Source organism: Brevibacillus sp. AY1 (assembly GCF_029870785.1).
Classification (GTDB): Bacteria; Bacillota; Bacilli; order Brevibacillales; family Brevibacillaceae; genus Brevibacillus; species Brevibacillus invocatus.
Map to the genome: position 1 here is coordinate 21947 of NZ_JAFLPN010000031.1, position 21095 is coordinate 43041.

The following is a 21095-nucleotide window of genomic DNA, read 5'->3' on the forward strand; positions in this document are numbered from 1 at the left end:
GGTGAATGGCCATTTCAGAAAGAAGTAGATTCTTGGATATCGAGGAATGAAGTGAACGTATTGTATCGCACGGTAAAGCGATTGCAGCATGGTACCATTCGATTCGGTAAAGAGCTTCCAAGTCTTAAGTCTGGATGGGTCGAATGCGATGCGAGCCAGATAGGTGATCATGCCTATTTTGCTAGTTCCAAGTTCGCGAGTAGGATACAGACTGAAACCTTGGCCAACCTTTCAAGCGTCTGTAGGGTATCTTCTTCATGTACTACCCCCCTAGATGTCGGCTGCCGGAGTTGAGGCAGCCCTTTTTTTACAGGAACGGAAAGGATAAGTCGGAGTCCAAGCTTTCCACTTAGACATCTGTTTGACATAATTTTCTCATACGCTAGATTAGATAGTCGATTCGATCAGAAGGGGGATGAGCAGAGATGAAGAACATCCTGGTTGTGGAAGACGAGTTGCCTATCTCTCGAGTGTTGAAGGTCTATCTGGAAAAGCATCACTTTCAGGTCGAACAGGCATTTACAGGAGACGAGGCACAGCGAAAATTCGATTTGATCAATCCTGCGCTCGTATTATTGGATGTCATGCTGCCTGGTCGCAGCGGCTGGAGCATCCTTGAGTATATACGAGCAAAAAGCTCATGTCCCGTCATCATGCTGACAGCTCTTGGGCAGATTGACAACAAGCTGGCTGGACTGCACCAGGGAGCGGATGATTACATAACAAAGCCTTTTATTGCCGATGAGGTCGTCGCGCGTGTACAAGCTGTTCTGCGCCGCTCGACGCAAATCATCGAAGGAGATCATATCAAGCAGTTTGGCAGTCTGAAGGTGGACTTCAAGGCACGCACGGTGATGCTTCATGGGATCGAGCTGACCTTTACGCCAAAGGACTTGACGCTTTTTTTATTTCTCGCCCAGTATAAAAATCAGGCATTTACCCGCGAGCAGCTGATCGAACAGGTATGGGGAATGGACTACGAGGGAAGCGATCGCGCAGTGGACTTGGCCATCAAGCGGATCAGAAGAGCATTGGAGCATTGGCCGGATGCAGAAGGGGAGATTCGTACCTATCGCGGATTAGGGTACAAGCTATGCGTCTATGAATAAAGAAAAAAGAGTCTCGCTTTTTCGTTATTGGACGAACCGGTATCTCTTGACGTTGTGTGTCGGTCTGCTCGTGATTGGCATTGCCTCCAGTCTCTGGATCAAGTACAGCGAGACACAGCAGCGACTCGATATCATGAGGCTGATGGCTGCTGAAATCGCAGAGCGTGTCGTCGACCCCAACGGACAGATCAGAATGGCTCCTTTTTTATTCCGTATTCTGGACAACAGGCAGCAGTCTCTTCGCTTGGATTACAAGCCCTTGATGCTGATCGTCGATTCGCGGAAAAAAGCGTTGTTTGACGGACCTGGTCCTTTTTCCTCCGAGCTCGGCCGCATGGCGCCACAACTGCTCAAAGAGGGTCAAGAAGTGACGAAGATCACACTTTCTCATGGAGACCAGATGCTTTTCGTTAAACACCCGATCCAGTTCAATCAGCAGGAAATCGGCTGGGTGCTCCTGTTTACACCAGACAAGGAAGCGGGCAGCAATACGCAGTACCAGCTGTTGTTTATCATGCTGTTCAGCTTGGGGCTTTTGGGATGGGGGGTTATTTACCTTTTGACCAAAAAGCTCTCGCAGCCGATCAAGGATGTCGCGGTAGCCGCCAACCAGATCGTCACGGGGGATTACGAGATTCAACTGGATAAGGAACGGCCAGAGCAGGAAATCTACGAGCTGAACCACTCGTTCAAAGAAATGGCGGATCGCTTGCGTCAGCTGGAAATGATGCGGACAGAGCTGCTGGCGGGGGTGACCCATGAGCTGAAAACACCGGTGACCTCGATCAGCGGACTGATTCAGGCTGTCAAGGATGATATTGTGAGCGGTGATGAAGCCAAGGAGTTTTTGGAGATCTGCTCAAAAGAGACGACTCGCCTGCAAAAAATGGTGGAGGATCTGCTTGATTTCAATTCGTTCGCAGTAGGCGATATCCGGATTCGCAAAGAGGATCAGAATATGAACGAGCTGATCGTCGAAATCACCCATCAATGGCGGATTGCCCACGAGATCGAGGAGCTGACCGTGCTGATTGAAAAGCCCGAGCACCCTCTCATGGCCTCGACAGATCCGCTTCGCGTACAGCAGATCTTGTACAACCTGTTGAATAATGCGGCTCAAGCGATCGCATCTGGTGGAAACATTGTGGTGAGCTTGGTGGACACGGAAGAAGAGATTCGGATCGAAGTGAAGGACAATGGATGCGGGATTCCGCTGGATGAGCAGTCTTTGATTTTTGAGCGATTCTTCCGTGGAGAAGAGAAGAAGCAGACGCAAAGAGGCCTGGGGCTGGGGCTGTCCTTCAGCCGGATGATCGCGCAGGCACTGGGCGGCCAACTGTCTTTGAAAGAAAGCTCTGATGCAGGAAGCACCTTCATGCTGGTCTTGCGAAAAACAATATAGCGAATGCCAAGAAGACGACTTTGCGGGAAGCAAGTCGTCTTTCCCTTTTCTCTGACATGATGCTGACGTATTTCTCCCTTATATTGAGGCAAAAGCAGGAAATGGCTTGAAAGATTAAACAGTGCGGGGGGAGTCATCCAGTGGATGAGACAAGCAAGAAAAAAGAAGCCTTCTCCAAAAAAGGGAAAAATAAAAAGCGGATCGTGATCACGAGTCTCGCCGTTCTTCTTTTGGGTGGAGCAGGTGTAGTCGGTTATCAGACGTTTATGGCGCCTGCTCAAGCAGAGGCTGCCTATCAGGTGATACATGTAGGCAAGGGAGATGTGACGGAGACGGTACTGGCCTCTGGAACCGTCCAAGCCTCCAAGCGAACGTCCTTATCCTTTGCAGACGCGGAGGATGCCAAAGATGTGATCTCCTCCATTCTCGTACAGGTAGGGGATCATGTGAAGGCTGGACAGGTTCTGGCCACGATGGATGATTCTGTTGCCAAAATGCAGCTGATCAATGCACAGGCCAATCTGTTGTCTGCCCAGGCCAAGCTGGAAGAAGCGCAAAAGAGCAAGAGTACAGGAGAAATGAGTACCCTGCAGGCAAGTGTCAACCAGACAAAATCAGAGCTGGAGATGGCGGGCAAGTCGGTGGATCTGGAAAAAGCGCGCAATGATGAATTAAAGGCGAAAGCAAATCTGGAGAAAGCCGAAAAGAACTACGTTTCGCAAAAAATGCTCTTTGAGGCAGAAGCGATTTCTCGTACCGAGTATGAAACAGCCGAAACCGATTTGGAGCAGGCCAAACGAGATTACCAGACAGCAGTCTTGACCCTGGAGCAGACAAGCGGGCAAGCGAAGAACAAGGTGGAGCAAGCCCAGGCAGCCTATCAAATAGCCGTGGAAAACCTGGAAGAAGCGCAAAAAGGACCTGACTCGGCGACCATTCTCTCAGCCAAGGCTGCCGTCGAGCAGGCAAAAGCCCAATTGCAGCAAAATCAGACTGCACTTAATGCAGTGACGCTAAAAGCACCAATGGACGGTGTCATCGTTCAGCTGAATGGCAACGTAGGCGAGGTCCCGTCCAACAATTTTATTATCATGGACAACTCCAACTCAGGCGATCTGGAAGTATTGGCGCAGATCAGCGAGAGTGATATCGGAAAGGTAAAAGAGGATCTGAAGGTCACCTTTACGACCAACTCCTACCCGGATCAAGTGTTTGAGGGCAAGGTAAAGCTGATCTACCCGGAGGCTGTGACGAATTCGGGGGTGACGACCTATGATGTACTGCTTTCGGTCGATAACCAGGAAGGCTTGTTGAAAATCGGCATGACTATGAATGTCACTATCGAGATCGGTACCCATACGGATGTATTGGTCATTCCTGCGTCAGCCTTGCAGAGTCGCAATGGCCGAGATGGGGTCCTTTTGATGAATAACGGCACAGCTGCACCATCAGGGAATGAACAGCCAAGACAAGCCCAGCAGGGACAGCCAACCGATCAGCAGCAACAGCCTCAGCAGCGGCAAGAGGCTCGAAGAGAAGGAACAGCCGAGCAGCGAAGCAATTTGCCTTATCGCTTCCAGCCTGTAAAAATCGGCTACTTTGCTTCTGACCGCGTGGAAATTACCGAGGGACTGTCAGAGGGAGATCAGATCGTGATCCTGCCGACCGCGGGCTCAACAGGTTCAGCCAATCAAAATGGCATGCGGATGGGCGGAATGCCTGGCATGGGCGGATTCCCCGGTGGCGGTGGCGTCATGAGAGGGCGATGAGCAGATGAGACCAGTCATTCAGATGGAAGATTTGAAGAAACGGTATCAGATCTGCGATCAGGAGATCCAGGCGCTGCGCGGCGTCAGTCTCTCGATCGAAACGGGTGATTTCGTAGCCATCATGGGCCCATCTGGTTCAGGCAAGTCATCGATGATGAACGTGATCGGCTGCCTCGACAAGCCGACCTCAGGTGAGTTTTACCTGGATGGATACCCGGTATCGCAAGCGCATGATGACGAATTGGCCGAGATTCGCAATCAGAAGATCGGATTCGTTTTTCAAAACTTCAACCTGCTGCCCCGCACTACCGCTGTGGAAAATGTGGAGCTGCCCTTGCTATACGCAGGTACGCCTGCAAAGGAAAGACGGGAGCGCGCCATACAGGCATTGTTAGACGTGGGACTGGGCGAGCGGCTGAACAACAAGCCGAATGAATTGTCTGGCGGACAGCAGCAGCGTGTTTCGATTGCACGCGCATTGGTGAATGATCCGGTCATTCTGCTGGCTGACGAGCCTACAGGGGCACTCGATACGAAAACGAGCGTGGAGATCATGGGGATTTTCCAGCAGCTGAATAATGCCGGAAAAACCGTTATTCTCGTCACCCATGAACCGGACATTGCTGAATACGCCAAGCGAATTGTCCGTTTTCGCGACGGGCAGATCGTCTCCAATGAAATCGTGGAGGAGCGCAGAAGAGTGTTGCCAGAGGAAGTGATCACATGAGTTTTCTAGAGAGCTTGCGCGTTTCCTTTCGCAGTATCAAGGCGAACGGGCTTCGTTCCGTATTGACCATGCTGGGGATAATCATCGGCGTTGCGGCCGTCATTGCGATGGTCGCAATCGGTGAAGGAACGTCTGCCAGTGTAGCTAATCAGATCAATGGCTTGGGAAGCAATCTGCTGATCGTCTCTCCTGGACAGGCTACACAAGGTCGCGTCAGTCTGGGGGCAGGGTCATTGAACACCTTGACTCTCGCAGATGCGGAGAAAATAGCGGAAAGTGAAGCAGTGTCTGGTGTTGCCCCGAGTGTCAATGGCAGAGCGCAGATCGTCTTTGGGAGCAACAACTATTCGACCATGCTGGAGGGCACGACGGAATCTTTTCCTGACGTGCGCAATGTTCAGGTAGCAGATGGACGCTTTTTCTCCAATTTTGAAGTGAGAAAGCAGATGAATGTGGCGGTTGTAGGTACGGAGGTTGTCAACAACCTGTTTGCGGGAAGCATTCCAATTGGACAGACGATTCAGATCAACCGGATCCCCTTTTCGATCATTGGGGTCTTGAAAAGCCAGGGAAGCTCCGGGATGACCAACAATGACGACCGGATACTCATTCCGGTGACAACGGCGATGAGTCGTTTGACAGGTGGCAAGAATGTAGGCACGATATACGTATCGGCAGCATCGGCAAACGATATGGAAAAAGCCCAGCAGGATACGAGAAATGCCTTGCGTTCCCAGCACAGCCTAAGACCGAACGAAGCAGATGATTTTCGCATTACTTCGCAATCCGACATCCTGAGTACGGCTCAAGAGGTCTCTAGCTCGATGACGACATTGCTCTCAGGGATCGCAGCCATATCGTTGATCGTCGGAGGAATCGGCGTCATGAATATCATGCTCGTCTCGGTAACAGAGCGTACGCGTGAGATTGGTATCCGCAAAGCGATCGGAGCGAAGAAACGAGATATCATGCGCCAGTTTCTGATCGAGGCAGTCACGCTGAGTCTGATCGGAGGTGTCGTCGGCATTTTGCTGGGAATAGGAGCGGCTCTTGGGGTCAGCAAGCTGGGAGGAATGGCCACAGCGATCACCATTTCACCGATTCTCTACGCTTTCCTGACTTCCACGATTGTGGGCGTTGTGTTTGGCGTCTATCCAGCGAGAAAAGCAGCACAGCTCAAGCCGATTGACGCTCTGCGTTACGAATAGGAAAGAAAAGAACCCAGTTGCGAGCTCACATGAGGCAGGGAAATCAGCCAAATGTGGACGGTGCAACTGGGTTTTTCTATCGTTTGTGCAGATCAGATTAACTGACGGAAATGCTTGTTTTGCCAACACCTGTGGATCATGAAATTCACTAACACATTCTCAAGTGGATTGATTTGGAAAGGGATCGGACATACTAGCTCCATGAGGTGGTAGGGGGATATGGAGCAGAATGTTGAATTTTTCGCATCATGGAGGGAAGCAGCATATATCCGACGAAAAATGAAATCGAGCAATATCCAGTATTCCATTCAACAAATAAAGGGGAAATCTAACATCCTTTTTGTTTTTCCAAAGGTAAGTATCAGTCAGTATGTGTATCTGCACATCCTGTTTGGGACAAAAGCAGGGGGGACTAGTAAGTGAAAATGCGAGGAAATAGAGTATAATCTAGCTATATTTTAAATATTTCGTTAAAAAACAAAAGCTGACACTTTTCGATAGGAGAGTTTCATAGTACAATTTCATTATGAACGAACTTGGGGAAGTTCGGGATGGCGGCTCGAATCTACGCAGTGGAGCCGCCTCTTTTTTTATTTATAGGAATTTATAAGCTTCAAGCTTATGAATTCTGAAGCGCATGACAAGGTGCCTCAGGGTCCGCGCCTGGCATTGCTTCGGTAAAACTTTCCGCTAAAGCGCGGTCGTTCCTCCTTAAATAAGCCTCGCTCGAGGTTATCTTCTTGAAAAGGTTAATATAGGCATTAGTACCTAAAAAAATACAGCTGGAAACTAGTTTGATAAGATTATATGATAGAGTTGTTCACGTGAATACTTCCGTACTATTCTCTCCCAGGTTAAAAACCTGGGCTTTTTTCTGCATAAGCATAGCTCGGCTTGGCTGGCGTACATAGTGAGAAAAGGAAGAGGGGGCGTCGTTATTACGATTTGGAGGGTGCAAAGCTGCCTTGCAGCAAAGCGTCGATTAATTGCTCCTGTGTCAAAGAAATCGTGATGCCGGGTTCCGGCACGTCCACCATAAAGCGCTGCTCTTTGTAAAGATACCAGAGGCTGCCTGAGGGCTGTATCGTGTAGATTATCGTGTTTTCCTGTGTTTGCTGCCCATATTTGGCGATATCCCGCAGAGCAGTAAACAATTCTCCCCAAACAGGCAGGTAAGGCTTTTGCTGATGCTGTACCAGTGCATGAATGAGCTGTTTTTTGGCCAGCTCGATCAATTGGTTCGGTTGTACTAGGGAAAACATCACATAATCTGACTCCTTTGTGAGACATGTCAGTTGTATCGAAGGAGATTCTTTGAAGAAAAAAGGAAGACGAATTTTGTCGAATTTAAAATTAGTGTAGAATAGATAGGAAAATGATGCAATAGGAGAGAAGCATCATTAAGAATGATTGAAAGCGTGCGTTCTAAGGAAAGAGGAGGAAGAGAAGTTGCTTAAAGAGTTTAAGGAGTTTGCGCTAAAAGGAAATGTAATGGACCTTGCAGTCGGGGTCGTCATCGGGACGGCCTTTGGAAAGATTGTTTCATCGCTGGTAAACGATTTGATTACGCCGACGATTGGCTTGCTGCTCGGAAAGGTGGATTTCTCCAATCTTTTCATTAACTTGTCTGACGTTCCCTACAAAACGTTGGCAGACGCCAAAGCAGCAGGAGCGGCTACTATCAATTACGGCCTGTTCCTGAATACGGTCATCGATTTCTTGATCATCGCGTTCTCGATTTTCTTGGTCATCAAGCAGCTGAATCGCTTCAAGAAAAAACAAGAGGAAGCAAAGCCGCCAGCTTCAACCAAGGAATGCCCACATTGCATTACTCAGATTCCGATAAAAGCGACGCGTTGCCCGAATTGCACCTCTATTCTGCAAGCCGGGGAACATGAGCCTGCTTAATTGAAACAGACGTTGAAAATGGGAAAGGATAGACCAGAGCTTATACCTTCAGCTCAGGTCTATCCTTTTTTCTTTCAAAGGAGGGTCGAACAGGGGGGCATCCATGCTTCGTCTACAGTAGCGGTGTATTACAAGCTTCTTTCTTTATCTTTTCGTGGAAGCACAGCCAGCTCAATCCTTTCATACAGAGCCAAAAGCCTTTGGATCAGCGGAGCCTTGGGTACGATTGCGTAAGAGAGGAGAGCAGAAAGCGTACCAAAAATCGCACCAACCAGCACGTCAGCGGGATAATGCACACCAACTCCGATCCTGGATAGAGCGACACAGACTGCGAGGATCATCCAGATCAGGCGATGTTTTTTCCCGAACAACCAAAACGTCAGGCAAAACGTGAAGAAGAGAATGGTGTGGTCGCTGGGGAAGGAATTATCAATCGCTTTATCCACCAGCTGGTGAACGGCTGAAAGCTCTGCGAAGGGTTGGTTGTTGGCATGGACGAACCCTGCCAGTTTCGCCAGAATCTCTGCAATGAGAAGGGAGAGGGCAGCGCTGATGATCATGATTCTGTTTTCGTTTGTCCTCGTAAACCAGTAGATGACTACAGCGAGTGCCAAGAGATACACCGTATATTCGGCAAAAAAGAAAAATACAGGATCGAGAAAGGCGAATTGCTTGCCTAAGTCATTGATGGCACGAAAAGCCGAGATATTGATTTCCATGAGATTCAAAGAGAGGTTTCCTCCTTATTTCCATTTATATAGAGAAGATACAGGATCACTTCTCTCAAAAATATCGATCTAGCTTACGCCTACCTTACAATCCTGTAAGAATCCAAAAATTTCTTCTTAATCTGAAATATTGTTTACCAACATCCGATTGACTGGTGTAATTTTATTTCATATAATGAAAACGTAATCAAGATAGAATTATGTAAGCATTCAAAATATCCCGTACAGGGGGGAGTAGGATGAATCAACCTGCGAGTTTGCTCGACTACCGTGACAAGCAGGATCATATGCTCATCGGTTTGATGTCAGGTACTTCACTGGATGGGATTGATGCCGCGCTCGTTGCCATTCGGACGGATGAGAGCGGCGAAATTGAACAGGTGTCCTTGAAGGAATTCACGTACCTCCCGTATTCGGATGAGGTGCGGGAGTGGGTTATGAATTTGTGCAGTCTTCAGACAGCCAGACTTGATTTGTTGACCACGGCACACTACGGTTTGTCCGAGTGGTATGCTTATTCCGTACAGAGTTTGATTGAAAAAGCGGGGATCACAGCAGCGGAAGTTGACGCTGTTTGCACGCATGGGCAAACAGTCTGGCATATTGCTGGACGCACTCCGTTTCCAGGACCAAGCGGGATGACGGAGGTTCGGGCTTCCTTGCAGATCGGAGACCTTTCCCTTTTGGCAGAACGTACGGGCATCCCGGTTGTCGGGAATTTTCGAGCAAGAGATCTGGCTGCAGACGGCGAGGGAGCTCCGCTCGTACCCTATGCGGACTACATACTCTTCCGAGATCCTGCAAAAGGCAGACTCCTGCAAAATATCGGGGGCATCGCCAATGTGACGATATTGCCGGCAGGGGAAGGCATTGAAAAAGTAGTAGCTTTTGATACAGGGCCAGGTAACATGATCATCGACCAGATCATCCATGTCATCACAAATGGCAAGATGCGCTACGATGAAGGCGGCCTGATGGCTTCTACGGGAAGCGTGTCAGAGGAAATGCTGACAAAGCTTCTGCAGGATCCGTACTACCAGCTCCAGCCACCTAAGAGTACAGGACGCGAAGTATACGGTAAAGCCTTTGCTCAGGAGCTTATCTCCATGGCGCATTTCATGGGGTTGAGTCATGAGGATCTCCTCGCTACCGTGACATCGCTGACAGCCACTACCATCGCTCAGGCGTACAAGCAGCATGTCTTGCCGAAGACGCCTATAAAGGAAGTGATTGTCTCCGGGGGTGGGGCACATAACCAAACGCTGTTGCGCATGCTTCGAGCGCAATTGCCGGAAGAAATGGCTGTGATGACGACGCAGCAATTCGGCATGCCGGATGACGCGAAGGAAGCAGTTGCATTCGCCATTTTAGGTCATGAGACACTAATGGGCAGGCCATCGAATGTTCCATCTGTTACAGGTGCGAAGAGGGCTGTGCCGTTAGGAAATATATGCTTTTAACGAAAGATAACGTAGGGGGTAACATCGTGAAGAAACGCGTGTTGGCAGGATTTTTCCTATCTATGACCCTGGTTCTGTCGGCTTGTTCAGGTGGAGGTACCGCTCCATCCAACCAGTCACAGCCGCAAGAGCAGCCGGCGCAGGAACAGCCGCAAACGCCAGCTAAGACAGAACTGATTGTAGCAGCAGAACAGGAACCAGTTGGGTTTGACCCTCACAAGGTTCCAGCCGCATCCAGTGCGAGAATTTACGGTCTGATTTACGACAGCTTGACCAAGCTGGATGAAAACCTGGAACTCATCCCGCACCTTGCTGAAAAATGGGAGACATCCGAGGATGGCAAGACCATCACGGTAACTCTGGCACAAGGCGTCAAGTTCCATGATGGCAAAGATTTGACAGCCGAAGATGTAAAATTCACTTTTGAGCGCATTCTGAATCCGGATACCGGTTCGATCTCCAAGTCTTATTTCTCCAGCCTGGAGTCGATCGAAGTGAAAGACCCGACTACAGTCGTATTTCACTTAAAAAACGCGGATGCTGCTTTCATGGCAAATACGAGCAGCGCATCCACTGCGATCGTACCAGTTGGCGCTGGCGATTTGACCAAGGATACAGCGGGCAGCGGACCGTATATGTTGGAAAAGTACGAGTCTGGCCAATACGTTCTTTTGAAAAAGAATCCAACTTACTTCAAACCTGAACTGGCAAAAATGGAAACAATCAAGTTCCAGATCATGAAGGATGAAGCAGAACGTCTGGCTGCAATCCGCGCTGGTAAAATTGACGTTTCGATGGTATCTGCCGATTCTGCTACCCTTTTGCAAGGTAAAGAAGGTGTAGAAGTAAAAGGCTACCAATCGCTCGAATACAGCTACCTGGGTATCAACGTAAACAAAAAACCGTTTGATGATCCGAAGGTACGCCAAGCGATCAGCTATGCGGTAGATCGTAATACCATTGTCCAAACGGTCTGGAAGGGCGAAGCAGCTCTGACCGGTCCAATCGCGCCAGCTGTAAAAGGCTTCGCATTGGATACGAGCAGCTATGATACCTACAACCACAACATCGATAAGGCGAAGGCACTTTTGGCTGAAGCTGGCTATGCAAATGGCTTTGAAACCGTGATCGACACGGCTGCTACCTATCCTGACATGGTTGAGACTGCGATCATTTTGCAACAGCAGCTGAAAGCGATTGGCATCAACGCGAAAATCAATCAGCTGGAGTGGGGCAACTACATCGATGTATGGAAGTCCAAAGATGGCAATCTGATGGTTGGACGCAATACATCCGGTGTTGACGCTGACCGTTCCATGCGCTTCTTCTTCCATAGCACGGGTTCTGCCAACGTGTGGAACTACTCCAGCCCTGCCTATGACGAGCTGGTGGAAAAGGCATTGATGACAGTGAATCCAGATGAACGCAAGAAACTGTACGATCAAGCTCAAATGATGCTGGTTAATGAAGATGTTCCAAACTTGTTCCTGGCTTCTCCGAAGAACTTCTACGCGGTTCGTGACAACATCGAGTTTTCGCCATCTGCAGCGGGAGAGGGCTTCGCGCTGGTAAGAGCCTCAATCAAGTAAGAATAGCGAATGGTGGCTCCGCCGGATCAAAAGGCGGAGCCATGTTTTTAACGTATAGGCTTCGATAGAGGTTTATATTACGTAAAAGAAGAAAGATTTAGAGGTTGGAAAGAGGGAGGGGCCTTAGTGGGAGCTTATCTGATCAAACGTGTTATCAGCCTGATTCCGATCCTGTTCGGTATCTCCGTGTTGGTCTTTACCATCTTGCATCTGGTGCCAGGTGACCCTGCCTCCATCATGCTGGGAACCAATGCAACCGAAGAGTCGATTGCTGCCCTGCGAAAAAGCATGGGACTGGATGAACCATTAGTAACGCAATACCTGACTTGGATAGGTGGACTCTTCCAGGGCAATTTTGGTGTATCCGTTCACTCAGGCGAAGAAATTTTACCGCAAATTCTCAAGCGTTTTGGAATTACGCTGCAATTGACAGTATTTGCTGTCCTGATTGGCTGGCTGGTTGCGATTCCATTCGGGATTCTATCCGCCATTCGCGCTCATTCGAAGACGGACATCACGGTTCGCGTCATGACCTTGCTGGGGATTTCTGTTCCGAACTTCGCGATCGGAACGCTGCTGCTGCTGGCGTCGTCCCTGTACTTCAACTGGTTTCCCCCGATTGATGTCGTCAGCTTCTGGGAGAACCCGGTCGAAGCGTTCAAGGTGTTTGTACTGCCAGCAACCACGATGGGAATTGTCGTAGCTGCCGGTGTCATGCGAATGACGCGTTCTGCCTTTTTGGAAACGATGGACAAGGATTTTATCCGGACAGCTCGTGCCAAAGGAAACAACAAATGGACAGTAGTCGTGGGACATGCGTTCCGCAACTCCTCGATCCCGATTGTGACGATCGCGGGTATGCAGATCGGCTATTTGCTTGGTGGCTCCGTCATTGTAGAACAGCTATTTTCCATTCCTGGCCTGGGCCAATACGTACTGGAGGCCATTTATCAACGTGACTATCCGGTCGTGCAGGGAGGCGTTCTCTTTGTCGCCCTAGTCTTTGTTCTGGTCAATCTGCTTATCGACCTGATCTATACCTGGATTGATCCACGAATCAAGTACTGACACGGGGGGGATGAAGACATGAGCACTTTTCGTAAACGATTTTGGGCCAACAAAACGGCCGTTGTATGTTCCATATTGCTTCTAATGCTCTGTTTGGTAGCGATTTTTGCCCCGATCCTGGCTCCCCATGATCCTACTGAAATCTTTCAAAACAACCGGATGGAAGGCAGTTCCAGCGAGTTTCTCCTAGGGACAGACCAATTCGGTCGCGATTTGCTGAGCCGTGTCATCTATGGTGCGCGCGTGTCTCTGTTAGTCGGGATTTCTGCCGTCATGGTGAGTGTTTTCTTCGGGACTTTGTTTGGTTTGATCGCGGGCTACTTTGGACGCTGGATTGACGGTTTTATCATGCGCGTCATGGATGTGCTGTTTGCATTTCCAGAGATTTTGCTCGCGCTGGCGATTGTAGCTGCATTGGGACCCGGTACTTTCAACACGATTATGGCGATCGGAATCGTCAATATTCCGATCTTTACGAGAACGGTGAGGGGGGCGGTCCTCTCGATCAAAAACCTTGAATTCGTGGAGAGCGCCCGCGCCATCGGAGCTAGTACCCCGCGTATTTTGTTCAAGGAAATTTTTCCAAATGTCACAGCGCCGCTGCTCGTGCAATCTTCACTGGCGATCTCCGGTGCGATTCTCACAGAATCTGCACTCAGCTTCCTTGGCTTGGGTATTCAGCCGCCGGATCCGTCCTGGGGAGGAATGATTTCAGAGGCACGTCGCTATATGGAACTGGCACCCGGAATGATCATCTGGCCGTGTGTGGCGATGACGATCACCATTCTTTCCTGCAATATGTTCGGGGATGCTGTTCGCGATATTCTGGATCCGCGTCATCGCGGCAAATAAGCAGGAGGAAACCGAATGGACAAGAATGCGATCACCCTGCAAATCGAAAAGAGTCTGGATCGCGGAATCGATCAGAAGATTTTTCCTGGTGGTGCTGTTCTTTTACAGCGAAAAGGAATGTCGGATATAACGGTGTACAGGGGAAGGACCGGCTATGCGACAGACGACGAGCCGATCACGTCCGATACGCTGTATGACTTGGCTTCCTTGACAAAAGTGGTGGTGACCCTGCCGCTGATTCTGCTCAGTGTCCAGCACGGAAAGCTGTCTTTGACGGATAGCGTTGTGACGCACCTGCCTGAATTTGGGGAAGGTCCGGGCAAGAGCGAGAAGGAGCAGATCAAGATCATCCATTTGCTCACACACTCCTCCGGTCTGCCGGCTTGGCGTCCGTTCTTTATAAAAGGTCATGGTAAACGCGAGTATTTGCGCTATATCGCGGATGAGTCCTTGATCTACAAGCCTGGCGAAAACGTCGTGTACAGCGACTTGGGATTTATGCTTCTGGGCTTTGTACTGGAGGAAATTTGGGGAGAAGAGCTGGATGCTCTGGCAAAGCGTCTGATTTTTAGACCGAGTGGCATGACACGAACGACTTATTTGCCACTTGAGCAAGCTTCTCTAAAAGAATGCGTGATTGCTCCTGCAGAAGAGGGAAGTCCGTTTGAGTGGAATATGGCAAAGCAGTTTTTGATGCAGCTGGATGCCGTTCAAGATCCTCGAGCAGAAGAGTGGCGAGCAGCCCTGGATGCTTTTAGCTGGCGAAAAGGGGTTATTCGAGGCCATGTTCACGACTGCAATGCCTATCACGGTATGGGAGGCGTGAGTGGTCATGCTGGACTCTTTTCCTCCCTGGAAGATTTGTCCCTCTACATGCGAATCTGGACGTCAGCCGATGCGCCTGTACGCATGGACCCGATCCTGCGAGCTTTTGCGATCCGGGCACAGACGGGGCAATCCGTACCGAGAAGAGCCGTAGGCTGGGAAGCGTCCGCTCCAGCCGGTGAGCTGGCTCAGATCGCACATGGCTGTACCGGGGGAGATCTCTTGTCCGAGCAAGCATTCGGACATTCTGGGTTTACGGGTACCTCGATCTGGTCTGATCCAGTCCGGGGAGCAACGCTCATCACACTGACCAACCGGGTGCATCCCGTGGTCAATACGAACATGAACGCGTGGCGCCGTTCCCACCACAACGTGGTATTTGGCACAATCCAGCCTGTCGGCACATCCTGAGAAGAGGGGGAGTACCCATGACAGCCATGCTACAAATAAGCGATTTGCGCACTTCTTTTCTGCAATCGGGAGAGAAGCTTACCGTCATCGAAGGTGTCAGCCTGTCCGTAGCGCCGGGAGAAACAGTCGGCGTCGTGGGCGAGTCGGGATGCGGCAAAAGTGTCACCAGCCTGTCCGTCATGCAGCTTTTGGGACGCAATGTACAGCTAGAGGGGAGCATTCGTTTTCAGGAAAAGGAATTGCTCACTTTGACAGATAAACAGATGGAATCGATCCGAGGCAATCAGATCGCGATGATCTTCCAGGAGCCGATGACGTCCTTGAATCCGCTTCACACCATTGGCAAGCAGATCAGCGAGCCGCTTCGCCGCCACTTGGGGCTGAACAAGCAGCAAGCCAAGGAACGCACCATCCAGCTTCTCAAGGAGGTCGGAATCCCGCGTGCGGAAGATATCATTTCCGACTACCCCCACCAGCTGTCTGGAGGGATGAGACAGCGTGTGATGATTGCGATGGCGATGGCATGTACGCCCAAGCTGTTGATCGCTGACGAGCCGACGACTGCCCTGGACGTGACCATTCAGGCGCAGATTCTGGAGCTGATGAAAAAAGTGCGGAATGAGCACGGCACCTCCATTTTGCTCATCACGCACGACCTGGGTGTCGTAGCGGAGATGTGCCACCGCGTGATCGTCATGTACGCGGGCCAGATCGTGGAAGAAGCTGACGTCAAGCAGCTGTTTGACGAACCGAAGCACCCTTATACACGCGGCTTGCTCAATTCCATGCCAAGTCTGAACAACAATCAGGAACGCCTCGATGCGATTCCGGGAGCTGTTCCTATGCTTACGGAAATGCCGAAAGGATGCCGTTTTGCGCCCCGTTGCTCGCAGGTCATGGACGTATGCCGCGAGAAGAATCCGGAGCTCAAGAGCATTTCGGAGACTCAAAAATGCCGCTGCTGGCTGTACGGTGAGGGGGGAACACAATGACGCAACCGCTTTTAGAAGTAAAATCGTTGACCAAGCATTTTACGAGCAAGCCGGGACTATTCAGCAAGGAAAAAGTGGTGCGCGCTGTGGATGGCGTCAACCTGACCGTTTACCCTGGTGAAACCGTCAGCATCGTAGGTGAATCAGGCTGCGGTAAATCGACGACGGGGAGATGTATCCTGAGGCTGATCGAGCCGACTGACGGCGAGATTTGGTTTGACGGTAAAAATATACGGGATTTTAACGAAACGGAATTGCGAAAAGCGCGGCGCAATATGCAGCTTGTGTTTCAGGATCCGTTTGCTTCGCTCAATCCGCGCAAGTCGGTGGGTCAGATCCTGGAGGACCCATTGATCGTGCACGGAATCGGGACAGCAGCTGAACGGCGCAAGCAGGTCGAAGAAATCATCGAGATCGTCGGCTTGACCAAACAGCATTTGAATCGTTTTCCACATGAATTTTCAGGCGGGCAGCGGCAGCGGATCGGAATTGCCCGAGCATTGATTCTCAGACCCAAGCTGATCATTGCCGATGAGCCCGTTTCCGCACTGGATGTGTCGATTCAGGCGCAAATCCTGAATTTGATGCAAGACCTGCAAAAGGAATTCAAACTCACTTACTTATTCATCTCCCACGATTTGAGTGTGGTTCGCCATATCTCTGACAGGGTAGCGGTGATGTATCTAGGAAAAGTGGTGGAAGTGGCAGACAAGAAGTCTTTGTATGAAAATCCGACACATCCGTATACGCAGGCCCTGTTATCTGCGGTTCCGGTGCCCAATCCACATCATACCGCACAGCGCATTATTCTGGAGGGAGACATGCCAAGTCCGGCCAATCCGCCAACTGGCTGTACATTTCACCCACGTTGCCGTCATTGTATGGACATTTGCAAAACAACAGCTCCTCCAGTAAAAGAACAGTCAGCCGGCCACTGGGTCTCTTGTCATCTGGAGTAGCGAGAGTCTAGCCGCGAGAACGAGAACAGAGGAGGTTGAGAGTGCATCATGCAGGAACATTTACATGCATTAATGACAGAAAAGAAGAACGAAAACTCTCGGGACCTTGATCGATTGAGCGTCAGGGCCATCGTACAAATGATGAACGATGAGGACAAGAAGGTGCCTTACGCTGTGGAGCGCGTATTGGATCAAGTGTCTGAGTCGGTGGAAATCATCGTTGCAGCTTTGGAAAACGAAGGACGTCTCTTCTACTTTGGAGCGGGAACGAGCGGAAGGCTGGGGATACTGGATGCCTCTGAGTGCCCGCCGACTTTCGGAACAGATCCTGAATTGGTTCAGGGTGTGATCGCGGGAGGGCCATCTGCGATGGTTCGCGCTGTCGAGGGAGCAGAAGACTCGATGGAGCTGGGACGAGAAGATGTGCGCCTTCACGGAATTACCAGTCAGGATGTGGTGGTGGGCATCGCGGCAAGTGGACGGACACCATACGTCATGGGTGTCCTGAAGGAGGCCCAACTGATCGGAGCCAGGACGATTGCCGTATCGTGCAATGAGAAGGCAACCATCAATGAAGGCGTAGACGTAGCGATCAACGTCGTGGTCGGGCCTGAGGTATTGACGGGCTCCACCCGCTTGAAAGCAGGAACTGCACAAAAGCTGGTATTGAACATGCTGACTACAGCAACCATGATCCGGATGGGCAAAGTCTACGGCAATCTCATGGTCAACGTTCAGGCGACGAACCACAAGCTGAAGGAACGGGTCAAGCGGATCATTATGGAAGTTACCGGCGTCAGCTATGACGAAGCAGAAAAGCTTTCTGTGCTGGCAGATGGGGATGCCAAAATCGCGATTTTGATGAGATTGACCGGCACAAGCAGGGAAGAAGCAAACCGTCTGTTGAAACTAACGAAGGGAAGAATCCGTGAAGCGATCCAACAGTACGGGTAAACGTGGTATTGCTGCACAGGAGTCAGACACTATTTAGCAGGCAGGAGGTAGATTCCTATGTTGTCAGACGCCATCAGGTCCGAGCTTCGCGCCATCGTAGGCGAAAAGAATTGTCTGGATCGACAGGAAGCATTGGTTGCCTATTCGTATGATGCGACACCGATGCAGCAGGCATTGCCTGACGTTGTAGTCATGCCGCAAACGACACAGGAAGTACAAAAGGTGGTTCAGGTAGCCGCCAGACACCAGATTCCCATCGTGACACGCGGAGCAGGCTCCAACCTGTGCGGGGGGACTGTTCCAGTCGGGGGAGGGATCGTCCTGACCTTGCACAGGATGAACCAGATCGTCGAGATTGACGAGCAAAACCTGACGATCACAGTACAGCCAGGTGTGCGCACAGTCGATATTCATCAGGCCGTAGAAGCACGTGGTCTGTTTTATCCGCCAGACCCAGGGAGTATGGTCATTTCCACGATTGGCGGAAATATCGCGCTCAATTCGGGTGGGTTGCGAGGGTTGAAGTACGGGACGACCAAGGATTATGTACTGGGCCTAGAAGCTGTACTGCCCAATGGTGAAGTGATTCGCACGGGCGGAAAGCTGATGAAGGACGTAGCGGGGTACGATCTGACCAAGCTGCTGGTGGGAAGCGAAGGAACCCTTGCGATCATTACCGAAGCGATTCTGAAGCTCATTCCCAAACCGACGACACAGCGCGTTATACTGGCTATGTACGCTGACATGGAGCAAGCAGCTCGCTCGGTGTCCGACATCATCGCCAATCGAATTATCCCAGGCACCTTGGAGTTTTTGGATCAGGGAACGATTCGCGTCGTAGAGGATTTCAAGCAGATTGGTTTGCCTACTGACGTAGCCGCGATCCTGCTCATCGGCCAGGATGGAGAAGCGGAGCTCGTGGATCGGGACATGGAGCGCATTGCTGCGATCTGCCAAAAGAATCAGGCGGTTCAGATCAAGGTCGCGACCACCCCGGAGGAAGCGGAAGAAGTGATGACAGCGAGAAGAAGTGCCCTGGCTGCACTGTCGCGGATGCGTCCGACGACGATTCTGGAGGATGCTACGGTGCCACGTGCGCAAATTGCACCGATGGTAGCCGCGATTCAGGAGATCACGAATCGTTTTGGACTCAACATCTGTACCTTTGGTCACGCGGGTGATGGCAACCTGCATCCAACCTGTATGACGGATGCCCGCAACCATGAAGAGATCGAGCGGGTGGAGCATGCATTCGAAGAAATTTTTGCTGCAGCCATCGATCTGGGTGGTACGATTACAGGAGAACACGGTGTCGGCATCGTCAAGGCGCCGTATCTGGAGTGGAAGGTGGGCGCTGCCGGGATTGAAGTGATGAAAGGGATCAAACATGCTTTTGATCCGCATAACCTGCTCAATCCAGGCAAGATGTTTGCCAAGGAATCCCGGAACAGAGTGGTGGTCAACCGTGCTTAAGGAAGCGCTGCAACAAAAACTGGATTACGAAGAACTTGCCAACTGCATGCGCTGCGGTTTTTGTCAGCCTGCTTGCCCGACGTTTCGGGAGACCGGCTATGAAGCAGCATCCCCACGCGGGCGGATTGCTTTGATGAAAGCTGTGGCAGATGGCGTCATGGAACCCGACAAGGACTTTGTCGACCAGATGAATCTCTGTCTGGGCTGTCGTGCATGTGAGCCCGTCTGCCCGGCTGGTGTTCCCTATGGTCAATTGATCGAGCAAACGAGAGAGGCCATTGAACAGGAGCAGGATCACCCCTGGTACATTCGCATGGCACGGAAAACAGCCTTTACCCATCTTTTTCCCCATCAACGACGGCTCAATCGACTGGGGGGCTTGCTTGGCTTCTATCAGCGTTCCGGACTGCAGACTGCGGTGCGCAAGCTAGGTGTGCTGAACATATTGCCCAAGCAGCTGAAAGAAATGGAAGCGATCATGCCGGATGCCTCGTCGAAAGGACTCTCTGAACGGATGGGTGCGACGGTCATTCCGGCAGTAGGCGAGAGCAAGCAGCGTGTCGGCATGTTTCACGGCTGCATTATGGATGTCCTGTTTCAAGAGACCAACGTCAATACGGTTCGTCTCTTGGCAGAAGCGGGCTACGAAGTGGTAATTGCTCCCGGTCAGGTTTGCTGCGGTGCCCTCCATGCCCACAGTGGAGAGCGGGAGGCTGCGCGAAGTCTGGCGCGCAAAAACATCGAGGCATTCCAGCAGGCAAAGGTGGATCTCATCATCTCTAATGCGGGCGGCTGCGGTGCTTTACTGCAGGAGTACGATCATCTGCTGCATGATGACCCGGATTGGCACGAGCAAGCCAAGTGGTTTGCCTCGCGTGTCAAGGATGTGAGCGAGGTGCTGGCGCCGTCCGTGGAACCGGAAGCTTGGGATGAACTTCCACAGCGTGTCACCTATCAGAGCTCTTGCCACCTGCGCAACGGAATGAAGGTGACGAAAGAGCCTGTGAGCTTGTTGCAATCCATACCTGGAGCAACCTATGTGGCTCTGAGAGAAGGAGACCGCTGTTGTGGTTCAGCGGGCATCTACAACCTGGTGCAGCCTGAGATGTCTGGCAATCTGCTGAATGAAAAGATGGAGCATGTCAAAGCGACCCAGGCAGACATCTTGGTGACGTCCAACCCGGGATGTTTGCTGCAAATGAAAGCAGGCATCAAGCGTGCTGGTTTGGAAGACCGGATGGAAGCGGTCCATCTGGTCGATTTGCTGGCGCGTGTCTCCAACCAATCTGAGATGAGCAGCAAGTGATGCACGGATTTTAAACAGCCCTGATCGACCGAATCATACGGTCCCGATCAGGGCTGTTTTTGTATTAGCGGCAGCTCTCCTGATGCTCATCGCTCGCAATACACGAGGTTCAGCTTCGACGGGGCCGGGTGTCATGATCGTGCGAAGAGAAGGAGACAATTCCTTGTACATGTGTACCTCCTTGTTCGTGCATGTCATCCATTTTTGGGATATCTATGGAACCTATTGCACATATTTGAAAAAAATCCTTCGCTTTTCTTTGAGAAAATTTTAAAATATTTTAATTGAATCAATTTCATAAATCTGAGCCCTACGGGCTCAAGGTTTTTTGAGCATAGAAAAAGGAGTACCTCCC

Annotated in this window: 18 protein-coding genes and 1 pseudogene; 16 read left to right on the forward strand and 3 right to left on the reverse strand. The window is 50.8% G+C overall.

What is annotated here, in order from left to right; all coding sequences use genetic code 11:
* Positions 1–425: 425 nt before the first annotated feature.
* From JZI27_RS19420 to JZI27_RS19440, 5 genes are all read left to right on the forward strand, one after another.
* On the forward strand, positions 426–1109 hold the full coding sequence (locus JZI27_RS19420; protein WP_122909751.1) for a response regulator transcription factor: 684 nt from the start codon (positions 426–428) through the stop codon (positions 1107–1109).
* Entirely contained in the window at positions 1102–2511 is a 1410-nt protein-coding gene (locus JZI27_RS19425; RefSeq protein ID WP_280208787.1) for a HAMP domain-containing sensor histidine kinase, read from the forward strand. Before JZI27_RS19420 ends, JZI27_RS19425 begins: the two co-directional genes overlap by 8 nt.
* Before the next feature lie 140 nt (positions 2512–2651).
* The gene (locus JZI27_RS19430; protein WP_280208789.1) at positions 2652–4280 is read left to right on the forward strand and encodes an efflux RND transporter periplasmic adaptor subunit; all 1629 of its coding nucleotides are present in this window, start codon (positions 2652–2654) and stop codon (positions 4278–4280) included.
* A gap of 4 nt (positions 4281–4284) precedes the next feature.
* A complete protein-coding gene (locus JZI27_RS19435; protein WP_280208791.1) occupies positions 4285–5007 on the forward strand; it encodes an ABC transporter ATP-binding protein in 723 nt (240 codons plus the stop codon).
* Positions 5004–6215 (forward strand): ABC transporter permease, encoded by a 1212-nt coding sequence (locus JZI27_RS19440; protein ID WP_280208792.1) that lies wholly within the window; start codon positions 5004–5006, stop codon positions 6213–6215. Before JZI27_RS19435 ends, JZI27_RS19440 begins: the two co-directional genes overlap by 4 nt.
* Positions 6216–7153: 938 nt before the next feature.
* On the opposite strand, the gene JZI27_RS19445 is transcribed toward JZI27_RS19440, so the two are convergent.
* Positions 7154–7477 carry a hypothetical protein gene (locus JZI27_RS19445; protein ID WP_122909757.1) on the reverse strand — a complete coding sequence of 108 codons (324 nt, stop codon included), beginning with the start codon at positions 7475–7477 and terminating at the stop codon, positions 7154–7156.
* A gap of 187 nt (positions 7478–7664) precedes the next feature.
* On the opposite strand from JZI27_RS19445, the gene mscL reads away from it, so the two are divergent.
* The gene (gene mscL, locus JZI27_RS19450; protein ID WP_122909758.1) at positions 7665–8123 is read left to right on the forward strand and encodes a large conductance mechanosensitive channel protein MscL; all 459 of its coding nucleotides are present in this window, start codon (positions 7665–7667) and stop codon (positions 8121–8123) included.
* 128 nt (positions 8124–8251) lie between these two features.
* On the opposite strand, the gene JZI27_RS19455 is transcribed toward mscL, so the two are convergent.
* Positions 8252–8851 (reverse strand): undecaprenyl-diphosphatase, encoded by a 600-nt coding sequence (locus tag JZI27_RS19455; protein WP_280208794.1) that lies wholly within the window; start codon positions 8849–8851, stop codon positions 8252–8254.
* Between the two features lie 239 nt (positions 8852–9090).
* On the opposite strand from JZI27_RS19455, the gene JZI27_RS19460 reads away from it, so the two are divergent.
* The 10 genes from JZI27_RS19460 (at position 9091) to JZI27_RS19505 (ending at position 20740) form a co-directional block, all read left to right on the forward strand.
* A complete protein-coding gene (locus JZI27_RS19460) occupies positions 9091–10311 on the forward strand; it encodes an anhydro-N-acetylmuramic acid kinase (protein WP_122909760.1) in 1221 nt (406 codons plus the stop codon).
* Positions 10312–10337: 26 nt separating this feature from the next.
* Positions 10338–11900 (forward strand): ABC transporter substrate-binding protein, encoded by a 1563-nt coding sequence (locus tag JZI27_RS19465; protein ID WP_280208796.1) that lies wholly within the window; start codon positions 10338–10340, stop codon positions 11898–11900.
* Positions 11901–12026: 126 nt separating this feature from the next.
* The gene (locus JZI27_RS19470; RefSeq protein ID WP_122909762.1) at positions 12027–12968 is read left to right on the forward strand and encodes an ABC transporter permease; all 942 of its coding nucleotides are present in this window, start codon (positions 12027–12029) and stop codon (positions 12966–12968) included.
* Between the two features lie 18 nt (positions 12969–12986).
* The gene (locus JZI27_RS19475; RefSeq protein WP_122909763.1) at positions 12987–13820 is read left to right on the forward strand and encodes an ABC transporter permease; all 834 of its coding nucleotides are present in this window, start codon (positions 12987–12989) and stop codon (positions 13818–13820) included.
* A 15-nt stretch (positions 13821–13835) separates the two neighbouring features.
* Positions 13836–15056: a serine hydrolase domain-containing protein gene (locus tag JZI27_RS19480; RefSeq protein ID WP_280208797.1), complete on the forward strand. Its 1221-nt coding sequence runs from the start codon at positions 13836–13838 to the stop codon at positions 15054–15056.
* Positions 15057–15073: 17 nt separating this feature from the next.
* Positions 15074–16048, forward strand: a complete 975-nt coding sequence (locus JZI27_RS19485; RefSeq protein ID WP_122909765.1) for an ABC transporter ATP-binding protein — start codon at positions 15074–15076, stop codon at positions 16046–16048.
* Positions 16045–17007 carry an ABC transporter ATP-binding protein gene (locus tag JZI27_RS19490; protein WP_251245223.1) on the forward strand — a complete coding sequence of 321 codons (963 nt, stop codon included), beginning with the start codon at positions 16045–16047 and terminating at the stop codon, positions 17005–17007. Before JZI27_RS19485 ends, JZI27_RS19490 begins: the two co-directional genes overlap by 4 nt.
* Before the next feature lie 48 nt (positions 17008–17055).
* The gene (murQ, locus tag JZI27_RS19495; RefSeq protein WP_280208800.1) at positions 17056–17961 is read left to right on the forward strand and encodes an N-acetylmuramic acid 6-phosphate etherase; all 906 of its coding nucleotides are present in this window, start codon (positions 17056–17058) and stop codon (positions 17959–17961) included.
* A gap of 57 nt (positions 17962–18018) precedes the next feature.
* A complete protein-coding gene (locus JZI27_RS19500) occupies positions 18019–19434 on the forward strand; it encodes an FAD-binding oxidoreductase (RefSeq protein WP_280208801.1) in 1416 nt (471 codons plus the stop codon).
* On the forward strand, positions 19427–20740 hold the full coding sequence (locus JZI27_RS19505; RefSeq protein ID WP_245996944.1) for a (Fe-S)-binding protein: 1314 nt from the start codon (positions 19427–19429) through the stop codon (positions 20738–20740). The genes JZI27_RS19500 and JZI27_RS19505 overlap by 8 nt, the downstream gene beginning before the upstream one ends.
* A gap of 84 nt (positions 20741–20824) precedes the next feature.
* Here the strand turns inward: JZI27_RS19505 and JZI27_RS25080 are convergent.
* Positions 20825–20911 (reverse strand): annotated as a pseudogene (locus JZI27_RS25080) (pyridoxal-phosphate-dependent aminotransferase family protein); the annotation flags it as partial.
* Between the last annotated feature and the right edge of the window lie 184 nt (positions 20912–21095).

Coding starts and splice junctions, on each gene's coding strand:
- JZI27_RS19420 (WP_122909751.1), top strand. CDS start 426: ATGAAGAACATCCTGGTTGTGGAAGACGAGTTGCCTATCTCTCGAGTG.
- JZI27_RS19425 (WP_280208787.1), top strand. CDS start 1,102: ATGAATAAAGAAAAAAGAGTCTCGCTTTTTCGTTATTGGACGAACCGG.
- JZI27_RS19435 (WP_280208791.1), top strand. CDS start 4,285: ATGAGACCAGTCATTCAGATGGAAGATTTGAAGAAACGGTATCAGATC.
- JZI27_RS19440 (WP_280208792.1), top strand. CDS start 5,004: ATGAGTTTTCTAGAGAGCTTGCGCGTTTCCTTTCGCAGTATCAAGGCG.
- JZI27_RS19445 (WP_122909757.1), bottom strand. CDS start 7,477: ATGTTTTCCCTAGTACAACCGAACCAATTGATCGAGCTGGCCAAAAAA.
- JZI27_RS19460 (WP_122909760.1), top strand. CDS start 9,091: ATGAATCAACCTGCGAGTTTGCTCGACTACCGTGACAAGCAGGATCAT.
- JZI27_RS19475 (WP_122909763.1), top strand. CDS start 12,987: ATGAGCACTTTTCGTAAACGATTTTGGGCCAACAAAACGGCCGTTGTA.
- JZI27_RS19480 (WP_280208797.1), top strand. CDS start 13,836: ATGGACAAGAATGCGATCACCCTGCAAATCGAAAAGAGTCTGGATCGC.
- JZI27_RS19485 (WP_122909765.1), top strand. CDS start 15,074: ATGACAGCCATGCTACAAATAAGCGATTTGCGCACTTCTTTTCTGCAA.
- JZI27_RS19490 (WP_251245223.1), top strand. CDS start 16,045: ATGACGCAACCGCTTTTAGAAGTAAAATCGTTGACCAAGCATTTTACG.
- murQ (WP_280208800.1), top strand. CDS start 17,056: ATGCAGGAACATTTACATGCATTAATGACAGAAAAGAAGAACGAAAAC.
- JZI27_RS19500 (WP_280208801.1), top strand. CDS start 18,019: ATGTTGTCAGACGCCATCAGGTCCGAGCTTCGCGCCATCGTAGGCGAA.